This window comes from Pseudomonas sp. PvP089 (genome assembly GCF_017875165.1).
Lineage (GTDB): Bacteria > Pseudomonadota > Gammaproteobacteria > Pseudomonadales > Pseudomonadaceae > Aquipseudomonas > Aquipseudomonas fortuita.
On sequence record NZ_JAGGME010000001.1, the window covers coordinates 102,894 to 128,367 of the forward strand.

At 63.2% G+C, this 25,474-nt stretch carries 24 protein-coding genes and 1 pseudogene; 12 read left to right on the forward strand and 13 right to left on the reverse strand.

Annotated elements, in window-relative coordinates:
- Position 1: 1 nt before the first annotated feature.
- Both J3A71_RS00505 and J3A71_RS00510 read left to right on the forward strand, forming a co-directional pair.
- Positions 2 to 775 carry a gamma-glutamyl-gamma-aminobutyrate hydrolase family protein gene (locus tag J3A71_RS00505; protein WP_023046965.1) on the forward strand — a complete coding sequence of 258 codons (774 nt, stop codon included), beginning with the start codon at positions 2 to 4 and terminating at the stop codon, positions 773 to 775.
- A gap of 113 nt (positions 776 to 888) precedes the next feature.
- Complete coding sequence (locus tag J3A71_RS00510; protein WP_016489822.1) at positions 889 to 2,430, forward strand: APC family permease; 1,542 nt, start codon at positions 889 to 891, stop codon at positions 2,428 to 2,430.
- 135 nt (positions 2,431 to 2,565) lie between these two features.
- Here J3A71_RS00510 and gmk read toward each other — a convergent pair whose 3' ends face one another.
- Both gmk and J3A71_RS00520 read right to left on the reverse strand, forming a co-directional pair.
- Complete coding sequence (gmk, locus tag J3A71_RS00515; RefSeq protein WP_016489821.1) at positions 2,566 to 3,186, reverse strand: guanylate kinase; 621 nt, start codon at positions 3,184 to 3,186, stop codon at positions 2,566 to 2,568.
- A 13-nt stretch (positions 3,187 to 3,199) separates the two neighbouring features.
- On the reverse strand, positions 3,200 to 4,063 hold the full coding sequence (locus J3A71_RS00520; protein WP_095116238.1) for a YicC/YloC family endoribonuclease: 864 nt from the start codon (positions 4,061 to 4,063) through the stop codon (positions 3,200 to 3,202).
- A 228-nt stretch (positions 4,064 to 4,291) separates the two neighbouring features.
- On the opposite strand from J3A71_RS00520, the gene rph reads away from it, so the two are divergent.
- Positions 4,292 to 5,014: a ribonuclease PH gene (rph, locus tag J3A71_RS00525; protein WP_016489819.1), complete on the forward strand. Its 723-nt coding sequence runs from the start codon at positions 4,292 to 4,294 to the stop codon at positions 5,012 to 5,014.
- Between the two features lie 409 nt (positions 5,015 to 5,423).
- Here rph and J3A71_RS00530 read toward each other — a convergent pair whose 3' ends face one another.
- Positions 5,424 to 6,203: an exodeoxyribonuclease III gene (locus tag J3A71_RS00530; protein ID WP_003253401.1), complete on the reverse strand. Its 780-nt coding sequence runs from the start codon at positions 6,201 to 6,203 to the stop codon at positions 5,424 to 5,426.
- An 80-nt stretch (positions 6,204 to 6,283) separates the two neighbouring features.
- On the opposite strand from J3A71_RS00530, the gene pyrE reads away from it, so the two are divergent.
- Complete coding sequence (gene pyrE / locus J3A71_RS00535; protein WP_003253405.1) at positions 6,284 to 6,925, forward strand: orotate phosphoribosyltransferase; 642 nt, start codon at positions 6,284 to 6,286, stop codon at positions 6,923 to 6,925.
- 180 nt (positions 6,926 to 7,105) lie between these two features.
- On the opposite strand, the gene argB is transcribed toward pyrE, so the two are convergent.
- From argB to coaBC, 4 genes and pseudogenes are all read right to left on the reverse strand, one after another.
- Complete coding sequence (gene argB, locus J3A71_RS00540) at positions 7,106 to 8,011, reverse strand: acetylglutamate kinase (RefSeq protein ID WP_004575216.1); 906 nt, start codon at positions 8,009 to 8,011, stop codon at positions 7,106 to 7,108.
- A gap of 30 nt (positions 8,012 to 8,041) precedes the next feature.
- A pseudogene (locus tag J3A71_RS00545) lies at positions 8,042 to 9,409 on the reverse strand (phosphomannomutase/phosphoglucomutase); the annotation flags it as partial.
- A 140-nt stretch (positions 9,410 to 9,549) separates the two neighbouring features.
- A complete protein-coding gene (dut, locus tag J3A71_RS00550) occupies positions 9,550 to 10,005 on the reverse strand; it encodes a dUTP diphosphatase (protein WP_016712700.1) in 456 nt (151 codons plus the stop codon).
- Between the two features lie 5 nt (positions 10,006 to 10,010).
- Positions 10,011 to 11,222, reverse strand: coding sequence for a bifunctional phosphopantothenoylcysteine decarboxylase/phosphopantothenate--cysteine ligase CoaBC (coaBC, locus tag J3A71_RS00555; RefSeq protein WP_016489816.1), 1,212 nt, complete (start codon positions 11,220 to 11,222; stop codon positions 10,011 to 10,013).
- 128 nt (positions 11,223 to 11,350) lie between these two features.
- Between coaBC and radC the strand changes: the two genes are divergently transcribed.
- Positions 11,351 to 12,031, forward strand: coding sequence for a DNA repair protein RadC (radC, locus tag J3A71_RS00560; RefSeq protein ID WP_023048208.1), 681 nt, complete (start codon positions 11,351 to 11,353; stop codon positions 12,029 to 12,031).
- A gap of 120 nt (positions 12,032 to 12,151) precedes the next feature.
- On the opposite strand, the gene J3A71_RS00565 is transcribed toward radC, so the two are convergent.
- Complete coding sequence (locus J3A71_RS00565; protein WP_016489814.1) at positions 12,152 to 13,759, reverse strand: ABC transporter substrate-binding protein; 1,608 nt, start codon at positions 13,757 to 13,759, stop codon at positions 12,152 to 12,154.
- A 361-nt stretch (positions 13,760 to 14,120) separates the two neighbouring features.
- Between J3A71_RS00565 and rpmB the strand changes: the two genes are divergently transcribed.
- Both rpmB and rpmG read left to right on the forward strand, forming a co-directional pair.
- Positions 14,121 to 14,357: a 50S ribosomal protein L28 gene (gene rpmB, locus J3A71_RS00570; RefSeq protein WP_003253504.1), complete on the forward strand. Its 237-nt coding sequence runs from the start codon at positions 14,121 to 14,123 to the stop codon at positions 14,355 to 14,357.
- An 11-nt stretch (positions 14,358 to 14,368) separates the two neighbouring features.
- Entirely contained in the window at positions 14,369 to 14,524 is a 156-nt protein-coding gene (gene rpmG, locus J3A71_RS00575) for a 50S ribosomal protein L33 (RefSeq protein WP_003253507.1), read from the forward strand.
- 67 nt (positions 14,525 to 14,591) lie between these two features.
- On the opposite strand, the gene J3A71_RS00580 is transcribed toward rpmG, so the two are convergent.
- Entirely contained in the window at positions 14,592 to 14,951 is a 360-nt protein-coding gene (locus tag J3A71_RS00580) for a cupin domain-containing protein (RefSeq protein ID WP_016489813.1), read from the reverse strand.
- A 196-nt stretch (positions 14,952 to 15,147) separates the two neighbouring features.
- Here J3A71_RS00580 and J3A71_RS00585 point away from each other — a divergent pair, with 196 nt between their 5' ends.
- Entirely contained in the window at positions 15,148 to 16,641 is a 1,494-nt protein-coding gene (locus J3A71_RS00585; RefSeq protein WP_016489812.1) for an aldehyde dehydrogenase, read from the forward strand.
- 202 nt (positions 16,642 to 16,843) lie between these two features.
- On the forward strand, positions 16,844 to 17,983 hold the full coding sequence (locus J3A71_RS00590; RefSeq protein WP_209953610.1) for an MFS transporter: 1,140 nt from the start codon (positions 16,844 to 16,846) through the stop codon (positions 17,981 to 17,983).
- A gap of 129 nt (positions 17,984 to 18,112) precedes the next feature.
- On the opposite strand, the gene J3A71_RS00595 is transcribed toward J3A71_RS00590, so the two are convergent.
- Together J3A71_RS00595 and J3A71_RS00600 are read right to left on the reverse strand one after the other, a co-directional pair.
- On the reverse strand, positions 18,113 to 19,666 hold the full coding sequence (locus tag J3A71_RS00595; protein ID WP_016489810.1) for a phospholipase D family protein: 1,554 nt from the start codon (positions 19,664 to 19,666) through the stop codon (positions 18,113 to 18,115).
- A gap of 59 nt (positions 19,667 to 19,725) precedes the next feature.
- The gene (locus J3A71_RS00600; protein WP_161775551.1) at positions 19,726 to 21,156 is read right to left on the reverse strand and encodes a PLP-dependent aminotransferase family protein; all 1,431 of its coding nucleotides are present in this window, start codon (positions 21,154 to 21,156) and stop codon (positions 19,726 to 19,728) included.
- 178 nt (positions 21,157 to 21,334) lie between these two features.
- Between J3A71_RS00600 and J3A71_RS00605 the strand changes: the two genes are divergently transcribed.
- Complete coding sequence (locus J3A71_RS00605) at positions 21,335 to 21,565, forward strand: DUF1127 domain-containing protein (RefSeq protein WP_016489808.1); 231 nt, start codon at positions 21,335 to 21,337, stop codon at positions 21,563 to 21,565.
- Between the two features lie 45 nt (positions 21,566 to 21,610).
- Here J3A71_RS00605 and J3A71_RS00610 read toward each other — a convergent pair whose 3' ends face one another.
- The gene (locus tag J3A71_RS00610; RefSeq protein ID WP_096426911.1) at positions 21,611 to 22,903 is read right to left on the reverse strand and encodes an FAD-binding oxidoreductase; all 1,293 of its coding nucleotides are present in this window, start codon (positions 22,901 to 22,903) and stop codon (positions 21,611 to 21,613) included.
- A gap of 147 nt (positions 22,904 to 23,050) precedes the next feature.
- Here J3A71_RS00610 and J3A71_RS00615 point away from each other — a divergent pair, with 147 nt between their 5' ends.
- Positions 23,051 to 23,404: a YkgJ family cysteine cluster protein gene (locus tag J3A71_RS00615; RefSeq protein WP_016489806.1), complete on the forward strand. Its 354-nt coding sequence runs from the start codon at positions 23,051 to 23,053 to the stop codon at positions 23,402 to 23,404.
- Positions 23,405 to 23,406: 2 nt separating this feature from the next.
- Here J3A71_RS00615 and dadR read toward each other — a convergent pair whose 3' ends face one another.
- Positions 23,407 to 23,895, reverse strand: coding sequence for a transcriptional regulator DadR (gene dadR, locus J3A71_RS00620; RefSeq protein ID WP_003258963.1), 489 nt, complete (start codon positions 23,893 to 23,895; stop codon positions 23,407 to 23,409).
- A 156-nt stretch (positions 23,896 to 24,051) separates the two neighbouring features.
- Here dadR and dadA point away from each other — a divergent pair, with 156 nt between their 5' ends.
- On the forward strand, positions 24,052 to 25,356 hold the full coding sequence (dadA, locus tag J3A71_RS00625) for a D-amino acid dehydrogenase (RefSeq protein ID WP_016489805.1): 1,305 nt from the start codon (positions 24,052 to 24,054) through the stop codon (positions 25,354 to 25,356).
- Positions 25,357 to 25,474 lie beyond the last annotated feature (118 nt).

Sequence of the window (25,474 nt, forward strand, 5' to 3'; positions counted from 1 at the left end):
CATGAGCGCAAATGCGGTCCCCCTGATCGGTGTCAGCGCCTGCCGCCAGCAGGTGGGGAAGAACTCGTCGCATACAGTAGGCGACAAGTATGTCGAGGCGGCCGGCTTTGCCGGTTTGCCGCTGATCTTGCCGGCCCGTGACGGCGGCAGTGACACGCAGGCGCTGCTGGCCCGTCTGCACGGCATTGTTTTTACCGGCTCGCCTTCAAATATCGAACCGCATCATTACAATGGCGCCCCTAGCGCGGCGGGTACCCGGCACGATCTGGCGCGCGATCGCCTGACCCTGCCGCTGCTGCAGGCGGCAATTGCCGCTGGTGTGCCGGTGTTCTGCATCTGCCGTGGTTATCAGGAACTGAATGTGGCGTTGGGTGGCAGCCTGCACCAGCGCGTGCAGGAATTGCCCGGTTACCTTGACCACCGCGAACCTGAGGACGCACCCCTGGAGGTGCAATACGGCGCTCGTCACCTTGTCGGCATCGAGCCAGGCGGGTTGTTCGAGCGCCTGGGGCTGGCTGAGCAGTTCGAGGTCAACTCGCTGCACAGTCAAGGCATCGAACGCCTGGCGCCCGGCCTGCGTGTCGAGGCGCGGGCCCCGGATGGCCTGATCGAAGCGGTGTCCATGCCCGCAGCGCCGGGCTTTGTGCTCGGCGTGCAGTGGCACCCGGAATGGCGCTTCACCGAAAACCCGGTTTCGCTGCGCCTGTTTCAGGCGTTTCGCGAGGCCTGCATTGCCTACGCAGCACGGGAGGGCGCACGGCAGGAAACAGTCTGACGTCAGCCGAAGGTCTCGGATGACCGGTCCCCGGCAGCAAGCTTTCAATGAGTGAAAGCAGGCCTTGTGCGCAAGGCCTGCGAAAACAATTCCAAAATTTACGGCAAATACTCATGAGCAATTATACAGAAGCCGGCCGCCCACCCGATGTGGCGGCCGACGCAGGCAACACCCAGCGCGGCAAGGGCTTGGCCAAAGGCCGCTTGGGCCTGCTGGCCAGCGTGGTGCTGGGCATTTCCACCATCGCCCCGGTCTACACCCTGACGGGCGCCCTCGGCCCGACCGTGCGCGAGGTGGGTGCCCACCTGCCAGCGGTGTTCATCGTCGGCTTCCTGCCGATGCTGCTGGTGGCCCTGGGCTACCGCGAGCTGAACTCGGCAGAGCCGGACAGCGGTACTTCGTTTACCTGGTCGGCGCGTGCCTTTGGCCCGATGATCGGGTGGATCGGCGGCTGGGGGCTGGTGGTCGCCACCACCATCGTGCTGTCGAACCTGGCGGGTGTAGCCGTCGACTTCTTTTACCTGTTCCTTGGCCAGATCACCGGCAAGCATGAGCTGGCAGCATTGGCCGACAATCTGTTGATCAACATCAGCACCTGTTGCGTGTTCATCGGCCTGGCCGTGTGGATCTGCTGTCGTGGCATCGCCACCACCATGACCGTGCAGTACGGCCTGGTGGCCCTGCAGTTGCTGGTGCTGATCGGCTTTGCCTTCGCCGCCTTCGGCGGCACCACTGCGCCGCCACCGCTGGCGTTCGATTTCGCCTGGTTCAACCCGTTCGGTGTCGAGTCGTTCTCGGCCTTTGCTGCCGGGCTGTCGCTGTCTATCTTCATTTTCTGGGGCTGGGACACGTGCCTGACCGTCAGCGAAGAGTCGGTGGGCAGCGAAGAGGTGCCGGGCAAGGCTGCCACCTGGACCGTTATGTTGATCCTCGGGCTGTACCTGTTCACCGCTATCGCCACTCTGCAGTTTGCCGGTATCAGCGAAACCGGGCTGGGCCTTAACAACCCACGCATCCAGGAGAACGTCTTCGCCCACCTGGCCGGCCCGGTCATGGGGCCGCTGGCAATCCTGATGTCCATCGCCGTGCTGGCCAGCACCGCGGCGTCGCTGCAGTCCACCTTCGTGGCGCCGGCGCGGACTCTGTTGGCCATGGGTTACTACGGTGCGGTACCGCAGAAGTTTGCCAGCGTCTGCCCGCGTTCGCAGACCCCACGCTACGCCACCATTTGCGCTGGCCTGGCAGCAGGCCTGTTCTACGTGACCATGCGTACCCTGAGCGAGAACGTGCTGGCGGATACCATCACCGCGTTGGGCATGATGATCTGCTTCTACTATTCCCTGACCGCGTTCGCCTGCGTCTGGTATTTCCGCGACAGCCTGTTTGACAGCCTGCGCCACTTCATCATGCGCGGCCTGTGCCCGTTGACAGGTGGGGTGATCTTGTCGGTGATTTTCGCGCGCACCGCCATCGACAGCGCCTCGCCGGACTTCGGCAGTGGCTCGCATGTGGGCGGGCTGGGGCTGGTGTTCGTGATTGCCGCGATCATCTCGGTGCTCGGCATCGGGCTGATGATGCTGTCGCGCATGCGCGCGCCGGCTTACTTCCTGGGGGCTACCCTGCGTCAGCAGGCTACCCTGCCGCTGCAGGAATGACTGGAAGGGGCTGCTCTGCAGCCCATTCGCGGGACAAGCCCGCTCCCACAAATACTGCGCCGACATTGAAGGCAGCGATTGTCCTGTGGGAGCGGGCTTGTCCCGCGAATGGGCCGCAAAGCGGCCCCATCGTTTTCAGCCAACCAACTGTTTCAGCAAGGCCCCGTGGCGCTGCTGCTGTTTCTTCAGCACCAGGCGATTAGAACGGAACACCGACTTCAAATCTTCCAGCGCGACGTCGAAATCATCGTTGATGATCACGTAGTCATACTCGTCGTAGTGCACCATCTCGCTCACCGCTTCCTTCATGCGCCCAGCGATGATCTCTTCGCTGTCCTGCCCACGGCCGTCCAGGCGCTGACGAAGGGCTTCCTGGCTTGGCGGCAGGATGAACACCGACAATGCCTGCGGCATCAACTTGCGCACCTGCTGGGCGCCTTGCCAGTCGATTTCCAGGATCAGGTCATAGCCCTGGTCCAGGGTGTGCTGCAGTGCACTGCGCGAGGTGCCATAGAAGTTGCCGAACACTTCTGCATGCTCCAGGAAGTCGCCTTGCTGGATCAGCGCCTTGAACTCCTCATGGACAACGAAGTGGTAGTTCACTCCGTGCTCCTCGCCCGGGCGCATGGCGCGGGTGGTGTGCGAGACCGAGACGCGGATTTGCTGGTCGTCCTTGGTCAGGGCCGTTACCAGGCTGGTCTTGCCGGCGCCCGAAGGGGCCGAAACGATGTAGAGGGTGCCGCTGCTGTGGTTCATGGTCGGGGTGGCCTTACTCGATGTTCTGTACTTGTTCACGCATCTGTTCGATCAATACCTTCAGGTTGACCGCCGCTTGCGTACTGCGTGGGTCGAAGGCCTTGGAGCCGAGGGTGTTGGCTTCGCGGTTGAGTTCCTGCATCAGGAAGTCCAGGCGCCGGCCGGCGGCGCCGCCACCCTTGAGCACCCGACGCACTTCGGTGACGTGGGTGCTGAGGCGGTCGAGCTCCTCGGCCACGTCGCTCTTCTGGGCCAGCAGCACCATCTCCTGCTCCAGGCGCTGCGGGTCGAGTTCGGCCTGCATGTCGCCGAAACGGTCGAGAATCTTCTGCCGCTGCGCCGCCAGCATCTGCGGCACCAGGGCGCGCAGGGTGGTGACTTCGCTGGTCATGTTGTCCAGGCGCTCGTTGATCAGCCGGGCCAGTTCCTGGCCTTCGCGCTGGCGTCCGGCCTTGAGTTCGGCCAGGGCTTCGTCGAACAGTGCCATGGCCTCGGCGTTCAGCGCCTGTGGGTCGCTGGTGTCTGCCACCAGCACGCCTGGCCACGACAGCACTTCCAGCGGGTTCAGCGGTGCCGGCTGCTTGATCAGGCCGGCCACTTCCTCGGCGGCGGCGACAAGCTGTGCGGCGCGCTCGTGGTCTACCTTCAGCGGCTTGCCGTTGCTGTCTTCATTGAGGCGCAGGGTGCATTCCACCTTGCCCCGTGAAAGGCCCTGGCGCAGGCCTTCGCGCACGGCGCCTTCGAGGTCGCGCAGGGCCTCGGGCAAGCGCAGGTGGGGTTCCAGGTAACGGTGGTTGACCGAGCGCAGCTCCCAGATCAGGGTGCCTTGGCTGCCGGCGCGCTCGACACGAGCAAAAGCGGTCATGCTGTGCACCATGGGGAGTACCTCGCGTAGATGTATGAACGGTGGGAGCCTCTCGGCTGCAAGGCGCAGGATTGTAGCGCAGTGGGGCCTCGGCGCCCAATCCACCCATGTTACAGAGGGGTGGCCACGGCAGTCGGAAAAGGCGACGGGCTGTGTCGGGCGCGACAATAGGCATGTCTTCCCCGCGCTGCGGGCTCTATAATGCTCGGCAGATTCAAAGTCCCAGTACAGGTATCCCAGATGAAACGTCCAAGTGGTCGCGCCGCCGATCAGCTCCGCTCGATCCGCATCACCCGCAACTACACCAAGCACGCCGAAGGGTCGGTACTGGTCGAGTTCGGTGACACCAAGGTCATTTGCACGGTCAGCGTGGAAAACGGTGTGCCGCGCTTCCTCAAAGGCCAGGGCCAAGGCTGGCTCACCGCAGAGTACGGCATGCTGCCGCGTTCCACCGGCGAGCGTAACCAGCGCGAAGCCAGCCGTGGCAAGCAGGGTGGCCGCACCCTGGAAATCCAGCGCCTGATCGGCCGTTCGCTGCGCGCTGCGCTGGACATGAGCAAGCTGGGTGACATCACCCTGTATGTCGACTGCGACGTGATCCAGGCCGATGGCGGCACCCGTACCGCGTCCATCACCGGTGCCATGGTCGCCCTGTGCGACGCCCTGGCGGTAATCAAGAAGCGCGGTGGCCTTAAGGGCGGCAACCCGCTCAAGCACATGATTGCTGCCGTGTCGGTAGGCATGTACCAGGGCGAAGCCGTGCTCGACCTGGATTACCCGGAAGACTCCGCTGCCGAAACCGACCTGAACGTGGTGATGACCAGCGCCGGTGGCTTCATCGAAGTGCAGGGCACCGCTGAAGGCGCGCCGTTCCAGCCGGAAGACTTCAACGCCATGCTGGCGCTGGCGCAGAAGGGCATGAACGATATCTTTGAGCTGCAGCAGGCGGCTCTGGCTGACTGACTGTTTGGGGCCGCTGCGCGGCCCATTCGCGGGACAAGCCCGCTCCCACAAGATTTGTGCAGCTTTCCAGCCATGCATGAATCCTGTGGGAGCGGGCTTGCCCCGCAAATGGGCTGCGCAGCAGCCCTGGCATGCTCCCACAAGATTTTTACAGCTTTCCAGCCATGCATGAATCCTGTGGGAGCGGGCTTGCCCCGCGAATGGGCTGCGCAGCAGCCCTGGCATGCTCCCACAAGCTTTGTACAGCTTTCCAGCCATGCATGAATCCTGTGGGAGCGGGCTTGTCCCGCGAATGGGCTGCGCAGCAGCCGTAGCCCGCTCCCACAAGCTTTGTGCAGCTTTCCAGCCATGCATGAATCCTGTGGGAGCGGGCTTGTCCCGCGAATGGGCTGCGCAGCAGCCCTGGCACTCAGATGGTCAACGTCCAGTCATAATCCACGATAAGCGGCGCATGCTGGGAGAAGCGCGGCTGACGCGGCAGGCGGGCGTTGCGCACGAAGCGGCGCAGGCCCGGGGTGAGGATCTGGTAGTCGAACCGATAGCCCAGGTTGAGCATCTCGGCCTGCTCGTTGTCTGGCCACCAGCTGTACTGGTCACCTTCACGGCTGACTTCACGCAGGGCATCGACGTAACCCATCTCGCCGGTGATCGCATCCATCCAGGCGCGTTCCGGCGCCAGGAAGCCCGGCGACTGCTGGCTGTCACGCCAGTTTTTGATGTCGAGCTTCTGCTGCGCCACGTAGAACGAGCCGCAATAGATGTATTCGCGACGCTTGCGACGCTGTTTGTCCAGGTACTTGGCGAAGTCGTCCATCAACTTGAACTTCTGGTTCAAGTCTTCGTCGCCGTTCATGCCCGAAGGCAGCAGCAGGCTGGCAATACTGACTTTGTCGAAATCTGCTTGCAGGTAACGCCCGTAGCGGTCGGCTGTCTCGAAGCCCAGGCCGGTGATGACTGCCTTGGGCTGCATGCGCGAGTAAAGGGCCACACCACCTTGGGCAGGCACCTCCGCGTCGCAGGCATAAAGGAAATAGCCATCGAGCTGGAAAGCTGGGTCATCGAGTTCAAAGGCCGAGGCGCGGGTATCCTGAAGGCAGATGACGTCGGCATTCTGGGCTTGTAGCCAGCTGAGCAAACCACGCTCGGCCGCAGCCTGAATGCCATTAACGTTCACACTGATGATCCGCATAAATGGCCCCAAAAATCTCGTGCGTGTATGATACCCGAGCTCAACCCATTTAGCTAAATCCGTGGTGTCCGGGACTATTCATGCAGCCGTATCAGCGCGACTTTATCCGTTTTGCCATCGATCGCGGGGTACTGCGTTTCGGTGAATTCACCCTGAAATCGGGGCGTACCAGCCCGTATTTCTTCAATGCCGGCCTGTTCAACACCGGTTCTGCATTGGCCGAGCTGGGGCGGTGCTATGCCGCAGCCATCGTCGACAGCAAGATCCCGTTCGATGTGCTGTTCGGCCCGGCCTACAAGGGTATCCCTTTGGCGGCGACCACCGCCGTGGCCCTCGCTGATCAGCATCAGCTCGATGTGCCATGGTGCTTCAACCGCAAGGAAGCCAAGGACCACGGCGAAGGCGGCAGCCTGGTTGGTGCGCCGCTGGCCGGTGATGTACTGATCATCGACGACGTGATCACCGCCGGTACCGCCATCCGCGAGGTCATGCAGATCATCAACGCCCAGCAGGCCAAGGCCGCTGGCGTGCTGATCGCGCTGAACCGCGAAGAGCGTGGCAATGGCGAACTGTCGGCGATCCAGGAAGTGGAACGCGACTTCGGTATCCCGGTGGTCAGCATCGTTTCGCTGACCCAGGTGCTGGAGTTCTTGGCCGATGACCCGCAGCTCAAGCAGCACCTGCCGGCTGTCGAGGCTTACCGGGCGCAGTACGGGATCTGATCCTGGCCTGGAAATGAAAAAGGCGACCTTCACATGAAGGTCGCCTTTTTTGTGTCACCTGTTCCGGCCCTTTCGCGGGTGAACCCGCTCCCACAGGATCTCCACAGCCCTCAAAGGCGGTGCTATCCCCTGTGGGAGCGGGTTTACCCGCGAAGAGGCCGGTGCAGGCTAGCCAATCACTCAGCGCGGCTTGCGGTTGGTAATGAGGGTACCCACGCCGCTGTCGGTGAAGATTTCCAGCAGCACCGCGTTCGGTACGCGGCCGTCGATGATGTGCGAGCTGTTCACGCCACCCTGCACCGCATCCAGCGCGCACTTGATCTTCGGCAGCATGCCGCCGTAGATGGTGCCGTCGGCGATCAGTTCGTTGACCTGCTCGGTGGTCAGGCCGGTCAGTACCTGGCCCTGTTTGTCCATCAGGCCGGCGATGTTGGTCAGCAGCATCAGCTTCTCGGCCTTCAGCGCCTCGGCTACCTTGCCAGCCACCAGGTCGGCGTTGATGTTGTACGACTCACCGTTGGCGCCCACGCCGATCGGCGCGATCACCGGGATGAAGTCACCCTTCACCAGCATGTTCAGCAGGTCGGTGTTCACGCTTACCACTTCGCCCACGTGGCCGATGTCGATGATTTCCGGGGTGGTCATCTCGGGCGTCTGGCGGCTGACGGTCAGCTTGCGGGCGCGGATCAGTTCCGCGTCCTTGCCGGTCAGGCCGATGGCGCTGCCGCCGTGGCGGTTGATCAGGTTGACGATGTCCTTGTTGACCTGGCCACCCAGCACCATCTCCACCACGTCCATGGTCGCCGAGTCGGTGACGCGCATGCCGTCGATGAAGTGGCTTTCGATCGACAGGCGCTTGAGCAGGTCGCCGATCTGCGGGCCACCACCGTGGACCACCACCGGGTTGATGCCCACAGCCTTCATCAGCACGATGTCACGGGCGAAGCCTGTTTTCAGCTCCTCGCTTTCCATCGCGTTGCCGCCGTACTTGATCACCAGGGTCTTGCCGACAAAGCGGCGGATGTAAGGCAGTGCTTCGGACAAAACCTCGGCTACATGGGAAGCGGCATCGCGATCGAGGGTCATGCAGGGCTCCTGTAAGGAACAGATAGTCGGTCAGAACGGCAGTTGCAGCTCAGGCTCAACCCGCAGCAACTGGGTACGGAATACATCCTTGATACGTTGCAATTCGGCGTCGCTGTCGGCCTCGAAGCGCAGCACCAGCACCGGGGTGGTGTTGGAGGCGCGGACCAGGCCCCAGCCGTGGGTATAGTCAACCCGCACACCATCGATGGTGGTCAGGCTGGCTTCGCCCCAATCGGCGTCGCGTTGCAGTGCATCAATGATGCTGAATTTACCCTCGTCGGTCACATCAATATTGATTTCCGGCGTGGAAATATCGTTAGGGAAGGCGGCAAACAGGTTTTCGGCGCTCTGTCCGGCCTTGCTGAGGATCTCCAGCAGGCGCGCAGCGCTGTAGATGCCGTCGTCAAAACCGTACCAGCGTTCCTTGATGAAGATGTGACCGCTCATTTCGCCGGCCAGCAGCGAGCCGGTCTGTTTCATCTTCTTCTTGATCAACGAATGGCCGGTCTTCCACATCAGTGCGCGGCCGCCATGCTGTTCGATCAGCGGGGTCAGGCGACGGGTGCATTTGACGTCGAAGATGATTTCGGCGCCGGGGTTGCGCGCCAGCACGTCCTGGGCAAACAGCATCAGCAGGCGGTCCGGGTAGACGATGCTGCCGGTGTTGGTCACCACGCCGACGCGGTCGCCGTCACCGTCGAAGGCCAGGCCGATGTCGGCGCCGGTTTCCTTGACCTTGGCGATCAGGTCTTCGAGGTTTTCCGGCTTGCCCGGGTCCGGGTGGTGGTTGGGGAAGTTGCCGTCGACCTCGCAGAACAACGGGATCACTTCGCAGCCCAGGGCTTCGATCAGCTGCGGTGCGACCACGCCGGCGGCGCCGTTGCCACAGTCCACCACCACTTTGAGCTTCCTGGCCAGCTTCACGTCGCTGACGATTTGCTGGAAATAGCGGTCCAGGATCTCAACCTTTTCCACGCGGCCTTCGGCCAGGGTCAGGTCGTTGGTTTTAAGGCGGGTCAGCAGGGCCTGGATCTGTTCGTTGGCCAGGGTGTCGCCGGCAATGACGATCTTGAAACCGTTGTAGTCCGACGGGTTGTGGCTGCCGGTCAGCATCACGCCCGACTTGCCGGCCAGCACATTGGCCGCGTAGTACAGCGCCGGGGTGGGCACCAGGCCGATGTCGCTGACCTGGCACCCGGCATCGACCAGGCCTTTGATCAGCTGTTCGACCAGCATCGGGCCCGACAGGCGGCCATCGCGGCCTACCGAAACCTGCGGTTCGCCCTGGGCCAGGCTTTGCGCGCCGATGGCGCGGCCGATCCAGTAGGCGGTTTCGGCGTGAAGGGTTTTGCCGACCACGCCACGAATGTCATAGGCGCGGAAAATGCTGTCTGGTAGCGCGGCGGGGACCAGGTGGGCCATGTCGTTCATCTCTGGTAGCTCCAATAATCAAAGGTCTGGGCAGGCGCAAACTGACGCTTGGACGGTGCTTTCGCCAGAGAGTTCGCCATCCTTGGCCTGAACGGTCATCTGCCGGCTCAGTGGCTGCCGGAGTGACCAAAGCCACCAGCGCCACGCTGGCTTTCATCGAACGCTTCGACGATGTCGAAATGGGCCTGCACCACCGGCACCAACACCAGCTGGGCGATACGTTCGCCAACGGCGATGGTGAACGGCGTGTTGCCACGGTTCCAGCACGACACCATCAGCTCGCCCTGGTAGTCCGAGTCGATCAGGCCGACCAGGTTGCCCAGCACGATGCCGTGCTTATGGCCCAGGCCCGAGCGCGGCAGGATCACCGCGGCCAGCCCCGGGTCGCCAATGTAGATCGACAGGCCGGTAGGAATCAGCAGGGTCTGGCCTGGCTCGAGGACGGTGTCCTCCTTGAGCAGGGCGCGCAGGTCCAGGCCGGCGGAGCCGGGGGTGGCGTAGGTCGGCAGCGGGAATTCGCTGCCCAGGCGTGGGTCGAGAATCTTGGCTTGAAGAGCGTGCATGTAACTTATTGAACCTGGTTGAGCCGATCGGCGATGAAGGCGACCAGTTGCCGGGCGATCTTGCCTTTGCTGGTCTGCGCGAAGAGGGTCTGGTGCTGCTGGCGGTCGATCACGGTCAAGGCGTTTTCTTCGCTGTTGAAGCCGATGCTGGGGTTGGCCACATCATTGGCGACGATCAGGTCGAGGTTCTTGTCCTTGAGCTTGCGCGTGGCGTAATCGAGCAGGTGTTCGGTTTCGGCGGCGAAGCCGACGCTGAACGGGCGGTCGCTGCGGCCAGCAATGGTGGCAAGGATATCGGGATTGCGCACCATCTGCAGCAGCATGCCGTCGCCGGTCGTAGGATCTTTCTTCAGCTTTTGCGTGGCAACGACTTCCGGGCGGTAGTCCGCGACCGCGGCCGAGGCGATGAACAGGTCACACGGCATGGCCGCTTCACAGGCCGCGAGCATGTCCCGCGCGCTGACCACGTCGATGCGGCTGACCCGGTCGGGCGTTGGCAGGTGCACAGGGCCCGTGACGAGGGTGACCCGAGCCCCGGCTTCGGCGGCTGCTTCGGCCAGGGCGAAGCCCATCTTGCCGGAGCTATGATTGGTGATGTAGCGCACCGGGTCGATGTTTTCCTGGGTCGGGCCGGCGGTGATCAGCACGTGCTTGCCGGTCAGTGCCTGGCGCTTGAAGCTTTCTGCGGCGCACCAGGCCAGGTCGGTGGCTTCGAGCATGCGGCCCAGGCCCACGTCGCCACAGGCCTGGCTGCCGGACGCCGGGCCGAACACCTGGATGCCACGGCTCTTGAGCAGTTCGAGGTTGGCCTGGGTAGCCGGGTCGCGCCACATCGCCTGGTTCATGGCCGGGGCGACGGCGACGGTGGCGTCGGTGGCCAGCACCAAGGTGGTCAGCAGGTCGTCGGCCATGCCTTGGGCCATGCGCGCCATGAGGTCGGCCGTGGCCGGGGCGATCAGTACCAGGTCGGCCCACTTGGCCAGTTCGATATGGCCCATTGCCGCTTCGGCGGCAGGGTCGAGCAGGTCCATGTGCACCGGGTGGCCCGACAGCGCCTGCAGGGTCAGCGGGGTGATGAACTCGGCACCACCACGGGTCATGACGACGCGCACCTGCGCGCCGTGCTCCAGGAGACGGCGAATCAGCTCGGCGCTTTTGTAGGCGGCAATGCCGCCACCCACGCCGAGAACGATGCGCTTGCGATACAGCCGCTGCATAGGCTTGCCTTTTTCCAGTGAGAGCGGGCGGCGACGTTTGAGATTGCCTGCGGCAGTACGTCGCATGTACGAGGCGAAATAGATTAACACAGGGTCGAAATGGGCCGCAGCAAGGGCAGGGGGCGGGTATGAATATCAGGGAATGGCCAGCTGAAGAAAGGCCGCGGGAGAAGTTGCTGCAGCGTGGCGCTGGCAGCCTGACCGATACGGAGTTGCTGGCTGTATTTCTCGGTTCAGGTGTGCGCGGGCGTAATGTGGTGGAGCTGTCGCGAGGCCTGCTGGTGAAGTTCGGGAGCTTGCGCCGGTTGTTGGAGGCCGACCGCGAGGCCTTCGTCGGCGAGCTTGGGCTGGGCCCGGTGAGGTACAGCCAGTTGCAGGCGCTGCTGGAAATAGGGCGCAGACACCTGGCGACATCGATTGAGCGGGAATCTGCCATGGACAGCCCGGAAACGGTGCGGCGCTATTTGAAAGCGATGCTGCGACATGAGGCCAGTGAGGTGTTCGGGTGCCTGTTTCTGGATACCAAGCACAGGCCGCTGGCGTTTGAAATCCTGTTCAGGGGCACGATAGATCGGGCGAGTGTCTACCCGCGGGAGGTGGTGCGGCGGGCGTTGCTGCATAACGCGGCGGCTTTGATCCTGTGTCACAACCATCCTTCGGGGAACAGTGAGCCGAGCCAGGATGACGTGCATTTGACCCTGTCGTTGAAGCGGGGGCTGGGGCTGATCGATGTGCGGGTGCTGGATCACATCATCATCGGTGACGGGGAGCCCTTATCGATGGTTGAGCAGGGGTGGATTGTCGCTTAGAGGTGTGCATGTGCCGGCCTCTTCGCGGGACAAGCCCGCTCCCACAGATTCGCCGCCATATTGGAGGGCAGCGCAGACCTTGTGGGAGCGGGCTTGTCCCGCGAAGAGGTCGGTGCAGGCTTACTTGGTAACCGACACCTTGCTGAAATCCAGCCGCCCGAACGGGCTCACCTGGTACCCCTCAACCCCTTGGCGCAACAGCGTCGCCGCCGTCGGGTGCGCCAGTGGTACCCACAGCGCCTGCTGCTGAATCAAGGTCTGCGCCTGCTGATACAACCGGCTACGCACGCTCTGGTCGTTGGTGGTGCGCCCGGCGCTGATCAGCTGGTCCAGGCGGTTGTCGCAGAAGCGGGCAAAGTTGGTCCCCGACTCGACCGCAGCACAGGAAAACTGCGGGCTGAGGAAGTTGTCCGGGTCGCCGTTGTCACCCGCCCAGCCCATGAACAGCAGGTCATGCTCACCGGCTTTGGCGCGGCGGATCAGCTCGCCCCATTCGATCACGCGGATCTCTGCCTTGACCCCGATCTTGGCCAGGTCGGCCTGCAGCATCTGCGCGCCAAGGCTGGGGTTTGGGTTGAGCAGGCTGCCCGACGGGCGGGTCCAGATGGTGGTGCTGAAACCATCGCTCAGGCCGACCTTGGTCAGCAGGGCCTTGGCTTTCTTCACGTCCAGCGGGTAGCCAGGCAGGTCCTTGGCATAGCTCCAGGTGTTGGGCGGGTAGGGGCCATTGGCGGCCACTGCGGAGCCTTCGAACACGGCCTTGAGGTAGGCCTGTTTGTCGAAGGCCAGGTTGATGGCCTGGCGTACTTCCGGCTTGTCCAGCGGTGGGTGCTGGCTGTTGATGGCGACGAAGGCTGTCATGAACGCCGGGGTAGTGGCCACCTTGAGGCTGCCGTCCTTGCCGGCCTCGGCAATGTCCAGGGGCTTGGGTGACAAGGCCACCTGGCACTCGCCACGCTTGAGCTTTTGCAGGCGCACGTTGGCATCGGTGGTAATGGCGAAGATCAGCGGGTCGACCGCGGGCTTGCCGGCGAAGTAGTCAGGGTTGGCGCGGTAACGTACCACGGCGTCCTTCTGGAAACGCTGGAACACGAACGGCCCGGTGCCGATCGGCTGGTTGTTGAGCTTCTCGGGCGTGCCCGCCTTCAGCAGCTTGTCTGCATATTCGGCAGAGTAGATCGAGGCGAAGCCCATGCTCAGCGTGGCCAGGAACGTGGCGTCCGGGTGGCTGAGGGTAAAACGCACGGTGTTCGGCGCTGGCGCCTCGATAGCCTTGATCAGGCTGCCCAGCTGCAGCGACTGGGCATGTGGGTAGCCACCCGGTGCAGTCTTGTGCCAGGCATGGGCGGGGTAGAGCATGCGCTGGAAGCTGAACAGCACATCGTCGGCGTTCAGCGCGCGGCTTGGCTTGAAATAGGCGGTGGTGTGGAATTTCACGTCATCGCGCAGGGTAAAGTCATACACCAGGCCGTCGGCTGACACCGTCCAGCTGGTTGCCAGGCTCGGCACCACCTTGCCTTGCGCGGCGTCGAACTCCACCAGGCGGTTCATCAGCACGTCGGCCGTGGCGTTGGTGGTGGTCAGTGAGTTGTACTGCACCACGTCGAAGCCCTCAGGGCTGGCTTCGCTGCAAACGCTCAGCGGCGCGGCCTGGGCTGCACCGGCAGCGAACAGCGCGCCGGCGGCGAACAGGGAGTTGAACAATAAGGAAAGGGCGGCAGCACGCATGGTGGCTCCTTGGCTGTCAGTGGCCCATCTGCCAGTGCAGTCTGGAAAAAGCCTACCCTAGTGCGCCCGTCGGTAAATGACCACACCCTTTTTTACAAATGTGGCGACGAGTGGTCGACGGCCGACGGGGCCTGCCGCTATGCTGGCCCGGCGCGTTCTGGCGTGCGGCAATGTGTATCTACTGTTGTTGCAGCCAAGTCTTTCTGGTATAAAGCAGCGCTCTTTTCTAGGGGCTCGGCCTGTCGCATAAGCGGATCCGGTCGATAAGACCTCCAGAATCACGGCGCCCAGGCGCCAAAGACTGAGAGATTAAGCGGCCAACCCATGCCGGGTTGGGCATGTGGTTTTAGAGGGCTGAGTCATGTCGAGAGTCTGTCAAGTTACTGGTAAGGGTCCAGTAACCGGGAACAACATTTCCCACGCAAACAACAAAACCCGTCGTCGTTTCCTGCCGAACCTGCAGCACCACCGTTTCTGGGTTGAATCCGAGAAGCGTTTCGTGCGTCTGCGCGTTTCCGCCAAGGGCATGCGTATCATCGACAAGCGCGGCATCGACGCCGTTCTGGTTGACATCCGTAAAGCTGGCGCCAAGGTTTAAGGGAGAGCATCATGCGTGAATTGATCCGTCTGGTTTCGAGTGCCGGTACCGGCCACTTCTACACCACCGACAAGAACAAGCGCACCACCCCGGACAAAATCGAGATCAAGAAATATGATCCGGTTGTTCGCAAGCACGTGGTGTACAAGGAAGCCAAGATCAAGTAATTGATCGGCGACCTGAAAAAAACCCGCATCCGAGAGGACGCGGGTTTTTTTATGCCTGTCCGGTGCCTTACTTCTGCTCGAACATCACATAGATCTTGCGGCAAGGCTCGAGCACTTCCCAAGTGCCCTTGAACCCGGCAGGGATGACAAACCGATCACCGGCCCGCAGGGTCTTGGCCCCGCCGTCCTGGTCGCGCAGCACCGAAACGCCCTGGACGATCTCGCAGTACTCGTGCTCGGTGTAGTTCACCGTCCACTGCCCCACCTCACCTTCCCAAACGCCTGCGGCAAACTGCCCGCAAGGGCTGGAGTAGTGGTTATAGACCGCTTGGTCTGGCTCGCCCTTGAGGATTTTTTCCGCCGCCGGGCGGTAGCGTTCGGCCTCGGTGATGATCTGCGCGAAGTCGATGATGCTGTCGATTCTCATGGTGCGGCTCCTGTTTTTGTTTAATAAAATGAACATCAGTAGGCGTTTGAGCCTTTCGTGTCAAATATATTGATAGTTTACACCGGCTGGTTTAGGGTATCGCTTGCCAGTGTGCGCTCGTCGCCCGGCCAGAATTCTGACAACGCCTGTGAGTCCTCAGTGCGGCGTTGCACCTAAACAAGAGGAGGAGTTTCGTATGACTACCCTGACCCGTGCGGACTGGGAACAGCGTGCCCAGCAACTGAAGATTGAAGGCCGCGCCTTCATCAACGGCGAATACACCGATGCCGCATCCGGTGAAACCTTCGAGTGCCTGAGCCCGGTCGACGGACGCTTCCTGGCCAAGGTTGCCAGCTGCGACCTGGCCGATGCCAACCGCGCTGTGGAAAACGCCCGCGCCACCTTCAACGCCGGCGTGTGGTCGCAACTGGCCCCGGCCAAGCGCAAGGCCAAGCTGATCCGCTTTGCCGACCTGCTTCGCAAGAACGTTGAAGAGCTGGCGCTGCTGGAAACCCTGGACATGGGCAAGCCGATCGGCGACTCCTCCAGCATCGACATCCCGGGTGCGGCCCAGGCCATTCACTGGACTGCCGAAGCCATCGACAAGGTCTACGACGAAGTTGCCCCGACCCCGCACGACCAGCTCGGCCTGGTGACCCGCGAACCCGTGGGTGTGGTGGGTGCAATCGTACCGTGGAACTTCCCGCTGCTGATGGCCTGCTGGAAACTCGGCCCGGCGTTGGCCACCGGTAACTCGGTGGTGCTCAAGCCGTCCGAAAAATCCCCGCTGACCGCCATCCGCATCGCTCAGCTGGCCATTGAAGCCGGTATCCCGGCTGGCGTGCTGAACGTGCTGCCAGGCTACGGCCACACCGTAGGCAAGGCCCTGGCCCTGCACATGGACGTTGATACCCTGGTGTTCACCGGCTCGACCAAGATCGCCAAGCAGCTGATGGTGTACGCGGGCGAATCGAACATGAAACGCATCTGGCTGGAAGCCGGCGGCAAGAGCCCGAACATCGTCTTTGCCGACGCGCCGGACCTGCAAGCTGCCGCCGAGGCCGCTGCCAGCGCCATCGCCTTCAACCAAGGCGAAGTGTGCACCGCAGGCTCGCGCCTGCTGGTCGAGCGTTCGATCAAGGACAAGTTCCTGCCAATGGTGGTCGAAGCCCTGAAAGGCTGGAAGCCAGGCAACCCGCTGGACCCACAGACCACGGTCGGTGCCCTGGTCGACACCCAGCAGATGAACACCGTGCTGTCGTACATCGAGGCTGGCCACAAGGACGGCGCCAAGCTGCTGGCCGGCGGCAAGCGCACCCTGGAAGAGACTGGCGGCACGTATGTCGAGCCGACCATCTTCGACGGCGTGACCAACGCCATGCGCATCGCCCAGGAAGAGATCTTCGGCCCAGTGCTGTCGGTGATTGCCTTCGACACTGCCGAAGAAGCCATCGCCATTGCCAACGACACGCCCTATGGCCTGGCGGCTGGCATCTGGACGTCGGACATTTCCAAGGCCCACAAGACCGCCCGTGCCGTGCGCGCTGGCAGCGTCTGGGTCAACCAGTACGACGGTGGCGACATGACCGCACCGTTCGGTGGCTTCAAGCAGTCGGGCAACGGCCGTGACAAGTCGCTGCATGCGCTGGAGAAATACACCGAGCTGAAGGCGACCTGGATCAAGCTGTAACTCCAGGGGGCCGCGTTGCGGCCCAATCGCCGGCAAGCCAGCTCCCACAGGTTCTTCGCAGCCCTCAAGGCCTCCGTTATACCTGTGGGAGCCCGGCTTGCCGGCGATGGGCTGCACAGCAGCCCTAACAATAGCCGGGTCGGCTCACGCTGACCCGGCTTCGTCGTTTTTGCTGTTCACGAATTCTGCCTGGGAGGCTGCAATGCGTTGGGGTACCTACTTCGCCGTACTGGCATCGGTGCTGAGTGTCGGGCTGGCGCTCGGCGTGAGCATGCCGCTGGTGTCCCTGCGCCTGGAGGCTTGGGGCTACGGCAGCTTTGCCATCGGCGTGATGGCGGCGATGCCGGCGCTGGGTGTGCTGGCCGGTGCCAGCCTGGCCAGCCGCCTGGCCGGCTGGGTTGGCGTACCTTCTGCGATGCGCCTGTGCCTGTGGGGTGGGGCGCTATCGATGGGCCTGCTGGCCCTGTTGCCTAGCTACCCGCTGTGGCTGCTGCTGCGGCTGATGATCGGCATGTCCCTGACCGTGGTGTTCATCCTGGGCGAAAGCTGGATCAACCAGCTGGTGGTCGAGCAATGGCGTGGTCGCCTGGTGGCGCTGTACGGTAGCAGCTACGCGTTGAGCCAACTGGCCGGGCCACTGGTACTGGGCTTTCTCGGCTCTGATGACGATTTCGGTTTCTGGGCTGCGACGGGCCTGCTGCTGGTCGCGCCGCTGATCCTGCTGGGGCGAGGCGGTGCACCGAGCACGGAAGCGTGCAACGTGACCTTCGGCGACCTGTTTCGTTTTTGCCGTCGTTTGCCGGTGATCGCCTGGGCCATTGCCCTGTTCGCTTCGTTCGAGGCGATGATCCTGACTTTGCTGCCGGTGTATTGCCTGCAGCAGGGCTTTACCACCGAGATTGCCCTGTTCATGGTCAGTACCGTGGTGGTGGGTGATGCGGTGTTGCAACTGCCCATCGGGGCGTTGGCCGACCATATGTCGCGCCGCACCCTGTTCACCGGCTGCGCGGTGACCCTGCTGGTGTCCAGCCTGGCGATTCCACTCATGCTGCATACCCCGGTGATCTGGCCGTTGTGGGTATTGTTCGGGGCCAGCGCAGGGGGCTTGTTCACCTTGTCGCTGGTACTGATTGGCGAGCGCTACCGGGATGACGCGCTGGTGCGGGCCAACGCCCATGTTGCGCAGCTGTGGGGTATTGGTTGCCTGCTCGGGCCACTGTTGGCGGGGGCGGGGAGCCAGTGGGTCAGCGGGCACGCGCTGCTGTGGCTGATGGCGGCGGGGGCTGCGGGGCTGGTGGTGTTGACCCAGCGGCGTGGGGCGTTTGAACCGGTTTCTGCCTGATGGATTTTGGGGCCGCTTTGCGGCCCTTTCGCGACGCAAGGCCGCTCCCACATTGATCGGTGTACACCGTACCGTTGTGGGAGCGGCCTTGTGTCGCGATGGGCTGCGAAGCAGCCCCAACGATAGCGGCTACAACATCTTCTCCAAGCCAACCGCCTTGCTGATCCACGCGTTGAACCGCCGCCACATCCCACCCGGTTCAGACGTCAGCACGTGCCGCTTGCCATTGTCCTCGGTCGCCCACACCAGCTTGCCCCCCACCAGCTTCACCTGGTAACTCAACGCAGGCGCCATACCCTGTTGGGCCAGCTCGCGGGTGTACTCCGCCAGCTCCGGGCTGTCCACCAGCACTCCAACCTCGGTGTTCCACAGCACTGAACGCGGGTCGAAGTTGAACGAGCCGATGAAGGTCTTGCGCCGGTCGAATACGATCGCCTTGGTGTGCAGGCTCGAATCCGAACTGCCACGAAAACTCAACCGCCCCGCGCTTGGGTCGCCTGGCTGCCGGCGAAGCTCAAAAAGCTGCACCCCGTGCTCCAGCAAGGCCCGGCGATAGGGCGCGTAGCCGCCATGCACGGCCGGCACGTCGGTGGCTTCCAGCGAGTTGGTCAGCAGCTTCACCGAAACGCCAGCGTCGGCGCGGCCGGTCAGGTACAGCAGGCCCGGTTCGCCCGGCACAAAGTAGGCCGATGCCAGGATCAGTTCGCGGTGCACGTTGGCCAGGTCCGGTGCCAGTTGCTGGCTCAACAGCAGCTGTGGGTCCGGTTCGTTGTCGGCCAGCACCTTGTTGGGTGCATCCCACAGCACTTGGGCGTGGGCCCAGATCAGCTCGTTGCGCCACACGTCCAGGCGAGGCTGCGACTGGTAGGCCATCAGGCGGTCGTACAGGGCTTTGCGTTGGGTCCTGGCTTCGGCCAGCGACACTTCCAGGCGATGGCGGCTGGCACGCAGGTCGTTGGCATTCGGGTCGCGCCAGAGGAAGTCGGCGATCGGCCGGCTGAGGGCGCTGTTCCAGTACTGGTCGAAACTGTGCCCCAGCTGCTCGGCCACCGGGCCAATACCTAGCAGGTCGATGTCGGTGAAGTTGAGGTTGGGCTCGGCATCGAAATACTCGTCGCCCAGGTTACGCCCGCCGACAATCGCCATGCTGTTGTCCACCAGGAACAGCTTGTTGTGCATGCGCCGGTGCTGGCGCGACAGGTTGAACAGCCGGCCCATGGCGCGGGTCACGCCAGTGCTGCGGCCCAGGTGCAGCGGGTTGAACACGCGGATCTGGATGTTGGGATGGGCATCGAGGGTGCCCATGATGGTGTCCAGGCCGTCGCTGGTGGTGTCGTCCAGCAGGATGCGCACACGCACGCCACGGTCGGCTGCACGCAGCAATTCATGCACCAGGGCGCGGGTGCTGAGGCCGTCGTGGACGATGTAGTACTGCAGGTCGATGCTCGCCTGGGCGTTACGGATCAGTTCGGCACGGGCGCGGAACGCTTCATTGCTGTTGGGCAGCAGGCGAAAGCCCGAGCGGCCGCCGTAAGGCGCGGCCTGGCGCAGCACCGAGCGGCCAAAGGCGGAGTCATGGGCGGGCAGCGCCTGGCTGGTTTCGCGGGGCGCGCTGACGCTGGTGCAGCCGGCAAGGCCGAGCAGCAGCACCAGCAGCAGGGGCAAGGCGTGCTGGAGTCTCAAGGGTGGACCGTCCTGTGCAGCAAGGGCTTTGGGGTTGGACCGTGGCGGGCGGCGCAAAGTTACGCGTCGGCGCTTTCTTCATCCAGTAGACGAAGGGCGGTTTCACCTACCTTACGCACAGCGGCCTCGATCTGAGGCGTCGGCCGCGCGGCGAAGTTCATACGCAGGCAGTGGCGAAACTTGCCCGAGGCCGAGAAGATGCTGCCCACGGCAACTTGCACACCTTGCTCCAGTAAAGCCCGGTTCAAGCGCAGCGTATCGAAATGTTCGGGTAATTCTACCCACAGCATGAAGCCACCTTGGGGGCGGCTGACCCGGGTGCCTGTTGGAAAGTAGCGGGTTACCCATTCGCTCATCAGGTCGCGGCCACGCTGGTACTGGCTACGCATGCGCCGCACGTGGGGCTGGTAGTGGCCGCCGGCGATGAAGTCGGCGATGGCCAGCTGCGGCTGGCTGGCGCTGCTGCCGGTGCTGATGTACTTCATGTGCAGCACCCGCTCCAGGTAGCGCCCGGGCGCCACCCAGCCCACCCGCAGGCCGGGGGCGAGGGTCTTGGAAAATGAGCTGCAGAACAGCACGCGTCCATCGTCGTCGAACGACTTGATAGTCCGCGGACGCGGGTAGGTGTAGGCCAGGTCGCCGTACACATCGTCCTCCAGAATCGCCACGTCGTAGCGCTGCGCCAAGCTAAGGAGGGCCTTCTTTCGGGCCTCGGGCATGATGTAGCCGAGCGGGTTGTTGCAGTTGGGGGTGATCTGGATGAGCTTGATCGGCCACTGCTCCAGGGCCAGTTCGAGCGCCTCCAGGCTGATGCCGGTCAGCGGGTCGGTGGGAATTTCCAGCGCCTTCATGCCTAGGCCCTTGAGGGTTTGCATGGCGCCGTGGAAGCTGGGCGAGTCGACTGCGACGATGTCGCCTGGCTCGCAGACCGCGCGAATGCTGCACGACAGCGCCTCGTGGCAGCCGGTGGTCACGACCAGGTCGGCCGGGCTCAGGCGGCAGCCGGAGTCCAGCATCAACCGCGCAACCTGCTCACGCAGGGCCAGGTTACCGTGGATGTTGTCGTAATACAGGCCGGGCATGTCCTGCCGCCGACTTAACTGAGCCAGGCTGCGCAGCAGGGGCTTCAGGGTAGGGGTGTTGATGTCGGGCATGCCACGGCCGAGCTGGACCACATCCTGGCGCGGCGTGCTGCGGATGAGCTCCAGCACCTGCTCCCATTGCGAAATATCCACCGGGCGCTGGGCCGGGCGGCTGACGGCGGGCAGCGCTGGCAGCTGGCGGTGGTCGCTGACGAAGTAGCCGGATTTGGGCCGGGGCGAGACCATGCCGCTGTCTTCCAGCATGCGATAGGCCTGTTGCACGGTGCTCAGGCTGACCCCGTGTTCCACGCTCAGGGCGCGCACAGAGGGCAGGCGCTGGCCAGGGCGATACAGGCCTTGCTCGATACGGGCGCCGAGCAGTTCGGCCAGGTTCAGGTAGAGGGTCACGGCATACTCCTGCGCTGCATTGGCATAGCGACCGGTACAGTTGGGCTGAAAATACAGCATTCAGTCGGCCAACGGCCAATTCTGTATGGGAATAATAAGGCTGTATTGGCTCTGTATTGTCGATGGTGCCGACGCGCATCCTTTCTCCACGGTATCAACTGAACGAGAGGGTGCGGTGATGGGCGGCATGAGCGATGTGCGCTTGCAACTGATGGCCAGTGAACTGGAAGCCGGGCAGCAGGCCAAGGTATTCAACGCGCCGCAAGGGCTTGGGCGTTGGGGGCTGATGCTGCATCGCTGGCATACCCGCAGGGCGCTGTTGCAGCTGACGGATGACGAGTTGCGCGATGTCGGGCTGAGCTGGGAGCAGGCCCGTACAGAGGGACGTAAACCCTTCTGGAAAGACTAACAACGAGACGCTGCGCGGCCGCTCCTACACCGACCGCGTCAGTTTTCAGATCAACTCTTTAAGCCTGTGCCACAGCATGCCCAGCGCCAGCAGTGGCGAGCGCAGGTGCTTGCCGCCGGGGAAGGTGATATGCGGCACGTTGGCGAACAGGTCGAAACGCCCGCTTGCCTGGCCACTGATTGCCTCGCCCAGCAGGCGCGCGGCCAGGTGGGTGGCGTTGAGCCCATGGCCTGAATAGGCCTGGGCGTAATACACGTTCGGCTGGCTGGCCAGGCGGCCAACCTGCGGCAGGCGGTTGGCGCCGATGCCGATCATGCCGCCCCACTGATAGTCGATGCGCACGTCGGCCAGCTGCGGGAACACCTTGAGCATCTTCGGCCGCATGTAGGCGGCGATATCTTTCGGGTCGCGGCCTGAATAGTGGCAGGCACCGCCAAACAGCAGGCGGTGGTCGGCAGACAGCCGGTAGTAATCCAGCGCCACGCGCTGGTCACACACCGCCATGTTCTGCGGCAGTAAAGCGCGGGCGCGTTCTTCGCCTAGCGGTTCGGTGGCGATGATGTAGCTGCCGGCCGGCAGCACCTTGCCGCCCAGCTCGCGGTTGAGGCCGTTGAGGTAGGCGTTGCAGCACAGCACCAAGGTCTTGGCGCGTACCCGGCCCTGGGCGGTATGCACTTGCACCTCGGGGCCATAGTCGACGCGGGTAACCTCGGACTGCTCGAACAGCTTCACGCCCAAGCGGCTGGCCACGGCCGCTTCACCCAAGGCCAGGTTGAGCGGGTGCAGGTGGCCGGAGCCCATGTCGACCAGGCCGCCCACATAGCAGTCGGCGCCGACCACGCTGTGGATATCGTCCTTGCCGACCAGCCGCAGCTCATGCGCATAGCCCAGGCTGCGCAGTTCTTCGGCGTCTTCGGCAAAGCCCAGCAGCTCGGCCGGCTTGTTGGCCAGGTCGCAGTAGCCCCAGGTCAGGTCGCAGGCGATGGCATGTTTCTCTACCCGCTCGCGCACGATCTGCACGGCCTCCAGGCCCATCAGCCTCATGCTGCGCACGCCTTCCTCGCCAATCACCGGCAGAAACTGTTCCAGGCCGTGGCCGACGCCGCGGATCAACTGCCCGCCATTCCGCCCGCTGGCGCCCCAGCCAAGTTTGCGCGCTTCCAGCAGGATGACCGAAAAGCCGCGTTCGGCCAGCTCGATGGCGGTGTTCAGCCCCGAGTAGCCGCCGCCGACGATGCAGACATCGGCGCTGTGCTCGCCTTGCAGGAAGGAGTAGTCAGGGTGTGGCGCGCTGCTGGCGGCGTAATAGGAGGCGGCGTGCTGCGCGCTGTGGATCATGGGCTTGGTCCTGAGGCTGGTGGGCTAGGGGAGGAGGATAAGTCGGGGTGGGGTAGTGGGCAACAAGGCGAGGGCTGCGCCCTCGTTCGCGGGCAAGCCCGCGAATGGGCTTATAATCCAACTTATCAATCAGCTTTGTACTTGCCCATGTCCTGCAACCGTCACAAGATCCACTTCCTGCGCGAACTCATCCCCTCGTTCGAGTGCGAGCCCGGCTGCCACGACTGCTGCGGCCCGGTCACCACGTCGACGGAAGAAATGGCCCGCCTGCCGCGCAAGTCCCAGGCCGAGCAGGAAGCCGCTCTCGAGCGCCTGGACTGCGTGCACCTGGGCCCCAACGGTTGCACGGTGTATGAAGAGCGCCCCATGATCTGCCGTCTGTTTGGCACCACACCACGCATGGCCTGCCCGCGTGGCCGTGGCCCTGAGCCGATGATCGAGCCCGCAGCCGAGCAACTCGTGCACCAGTTCATCGCCACCACCCGGCAGGTGCTGGTCTAGTCTCAGTCCGGGATCGGCAGGCAGAGGCTTTCTTTCACCTCTTCCATCACGATGTAGCTCTTCGATTCGCGCACATGCGGCAGCTTCAGCAGAATGTCGCCAAGCAGCTTGCGGTACGACGCCATTTCCGAAATGCGCGCCTTCACCAGGTAGTCGAAGTCACCTGACACCAGGTGGCATTCCAGCACGTGGGGCAGCTTCAACACCGCGCGGCGGAACTCTTCGAAGGTGTCGCCCGACTTGTAGTCCAGGCTGATTTCCACGAACACCAGCAGGCTGCCCTTGAGGTGCTGCGGGTTCAGGCGGGCGTTGTAGCCCATGATGATGCCCTCGCGCTCCAGACGGCGAACCCGCTCGGTGCAAGGGGTGGTGGACAGCCCAACTTTCTCGCCCAGTTCGGTGAAGGAAATACGCCCGTCATTCTGCAGGATCCGCAGGATGTTACGGTCGATCTTGTCCAGTTCACGCTTGCTCTGGTGCTGGGTTCTCATAGGGGATGCCCCTCCGTGAAAGGCGATTTTGCCGAGAATTCTCGCCAATAATAGGCTTTTATATAGTGAATTGCACTGGTCTCAAATTCCTATACTGCGCCCATTCATGCCATATCAATAAAAGTCTGCGGCGTGCCGCGTGTGAGGGATATAACGATGCGAGTTCTGGTACTTGGTAGCGGTGTAATCGGAACCGCCAGTGCCTATTACCTGGCCCGGCAAGGTTTTGAAGTGACGGTGGTCGACCGCCAGCCGGCGGTGGCCATGGAAACCAGTTTTGCCAACGCAGGCCAGATCTCGCCCGGCTATGCCTCGCCCTGGGCCGCCCCAGGCGTGCCGCTGAAGGCCATCAAGTGGCTGCTCGAGCGCCACGCCCCCTTGGCCATCAAGCTCACCGGCGACGTCGACCAGTACCTGTGGATGGCGCAGATGCTGCGCAACTGCACCGCCAGCCGTTACGCGGTAAACAAGGAGCGCATGGTGCGCCTGTCCGAGTACAGCCGCGACTGCCTTGACGAACTGCGCGCCGAAACCGGCATTGCCTACGAAAGCCGCTCCCTGGGTACCACCCAGCTGTTCCGCACCCAGGCCCAAGTGGATGCCGCGGCCAAGGACATTGCCGTGCTCGAGCAGTCTGGCGTGCCTTACGAACTGCTGGACCGCGACGGTATTGCCCGCGTCGAACCGGCCCTGGCTGGCGTGAAGGACATTCTGGCCGGTGCCCTGCGCCTGCCTAACGACCAGACCGGTGACTGCCAGATGTTCACCACCAAGCTCGCCGACATGGCCATCAAGCTGGGTGTGGAGTTCCGTTTTGGCCAGGACATCCAACGCCTGGACTTCGCGGGCGATCGCATCAATGGCGTGTGGATCGACGGCAAGCTGGAAACCGCCGACCGCTACGTGCTGGCGCTGGGCAGCTACTCGCCGCAGATGCTCAAGCCGCTGGGTATCAAGGCCCCGGTTTACCCGCTGAAGGGTTACTCGCTGACCGTGCCGATCACCAACGGCGACATGGCCCCGACCTCGACCATTCTGGACGAGACCTACAAGGTCGCGATCACCCGTTTCGACAACCGTATCCGTGTTGGCGGCATGGCTGAAATCGCCGGTTTTGACCTGTCGCTGAACCCGCGTCGGCGCGAAACGCTGGAGATGATCGTCAACGACCTTTATCCTCGCGGCGGTGACCTGAGCCAGGCCAGCTTCTGGACCGGGCTGCGTCCGGCGACCCCGGACGGCACACCGATTGTTGGTGCCACGGCGTTCCGCAACCTGTTCCTGAACACCGGTCACGGTACCCTGGGCTGGACCATGGCGTGCGGTTCTGGTCGCCTGCTGGCCGACCTGATTGCGCGCAAGAAACCGCAGATCAGTGCCGAAGGCCTGGACATTTCCCGTTATGGCAACAGCCGGGAAGCGACCAAGCACGGGCAGGGCGCGCCGATTCACCAGCAGTAATCGCCTGCACCGGCCCATTCGCGGCTAAAGCCGCTCCCACAGGGATCGCATGGCCTTGGCCATTGTGCGGTCCCTTGTGGGAGCGGCTTTAGCCGCGAAGAACCCAACACCGTTTTCA

What these genes read in the sequence shown, in the direction of transcription:
- J3A71_RS00505 (WP_023046965.1), top strand. Translation starts at nt 2, where the DNA reads ATGAGCGCAAATGCGGTCCCCCTGATCGGTGTCAGCGCCTGCCGCCAG.
- J3A71_RS00510 (WP_016489822.1), top strand. Translation starts at nt 889, where the DNA reads ATGAGCAATTATACAGAAGCCGGCCGCCCACCCGATGTGGCGGCCGAC.
- gmk (WP_016489821.1), bottom strand. Translation starts at nt 3,186, where the DNA reads ATGAACCACAGCAGCGGCACCCTCTACATCGTTTCGGCCCCTTCGGGC.
- J3A71_RS00520 (WP_095116238.1), bottom strand. Translation starts at nt 4,063, where the DNA reads ATGGTGCACAGCATGACCGCTTTTGCTCGTGTCGAGCGCGCCGGCAGC.
- rph (WP_016489819.1), top strand. Translation starts at nt 4,292, where the DNA reads ATGAAACGTCCAAGTGGTCGCGCCGCCGATCAGCTCCGCTCGATCCGC.
- J3A71_RS00530 (WP_003253401.1), bottom strand. Translation starts at nt 6,203, where the DNA reads ATGCGGATCATCAGTGTGAACGTTAATGGCATTCAGGCTGCGGCCGAG.
- pyrE (WP_003253405.1), top strand. Translation starts at nt 6,284, where the DNA reads ATGCAGCCGTATCAGCGCGACTTTATCCGTTTTGCCATCGATCGCGGG.
- argB (WP_004575216.1), bottom strand. Translation starts at nt 8,011, where the DNA reads ATGACCCTCGATCGCGATGCCGCTTCCCATGTAGCCGAGGTTTTGTCC.
- dut (WP_016712700.1), bottom strand. Translation starts at nt 10,005, where the DNA reads ATGCACGCTCTTCAAGCCAAGATTCTCGACCCACGCCTGGGCAGCGAA.
- coaBC (WP_016489816.1), bottom strand. Translation starts at nt 11,222, where the DNA reads ATGCAGCGGCTGTATCGCAAGCGCATCGTTCTCGGCGTGGGTGGCGGC.
- radC (WP_023048208.1), top strand. Translation starts at nt 11,351, where the DNA reads ATGAATATCAGGGAATGGCCAGCTGAAGAAAGGCCGCGGGAGAAGTTG.
- J3A71_RS00565 (WP_016489814.1), bottom strand. Translation starts at nt 13,759, where the DNA reads ATGCGTGCTGCCGCCCTTTCCTTATTGTTCAACTCCCTGTTCGCCGCC.
- rpmB (WP_003253504.1), top strand. Translation starts at nt 14,121, where the DNA reads ATGTCGAGAGTCTGTCAAGTTACTGGTAAGGGTCCAGTAACCGGGAAC.
- rpmG (WP_003253507.1), top strand. Translation starts at nt 14,369, where the DNA reads ATGCGTGAATTGATCCGTCTGGTTTCGAGTGCCGGTACCGGCCACTTC.
- J3A71_RS00580 (WP_016489813.1), bottom strand. Translation starts at nt 14,951, where the DNA reads ATGAGAATCGACAGCATCATCGACTTCGCGCAGATCATCACCGAGGCC.
- J3A71_RS00585 (WP_016489812.1), top strand. Translation starts at nt 15,148, where the DNA reads ATGACTACCCTGACCCGTGCGGACTGGGAACAGCGTGCCCAGCAACTG.
- J3A71_RS00590 (WP_209953610.1), top strand. Translation starts at nt 16,844, where the DNA reads ATGCGTTGGGGTACCTACTTCGCCGTACTGGCATCGGTGCTGAGTGTC.
- J3A71_RS00605 (WP_016489808.1), top strand. Translation starts at nt 21,335, where the DNA reads ATGGGCGGCATGAGCGATGTGCGCTTGCAACTGATGGCCAGTGAACTG.
- J3A71_RS00610 (WP_096426911.1), bottom strand. Translation starts at nt 22,903, where the DNA reads ATGATCCACAGCGCGCAGCACGCCGCCTCCTATTACGCCGCCAGCAGC.
- J3A71_RS00615 (WP_016489806.1), top strand. Translation starts at nt 23,051, where the DNA reads ATGTCCTGCAACCGTCACAAGATCCACTTCCTGCGCGAACTCATCCCC.
- dadR (WP_003258963.1), bottom strand. Translation starts at nt 23,895, where the DNA reads ATGAGAACCCAGCACCAGAGCAAGCGTGAACTGGACAAGATCGACCGT.
- dadA (WP_016489805.1), top strand. Translation starts at nt 24,052, where the DNA reads ATGCGAGTTCTGGTACTTGGTAGCGGTGTAATCGGAACCGCCAGTGCC.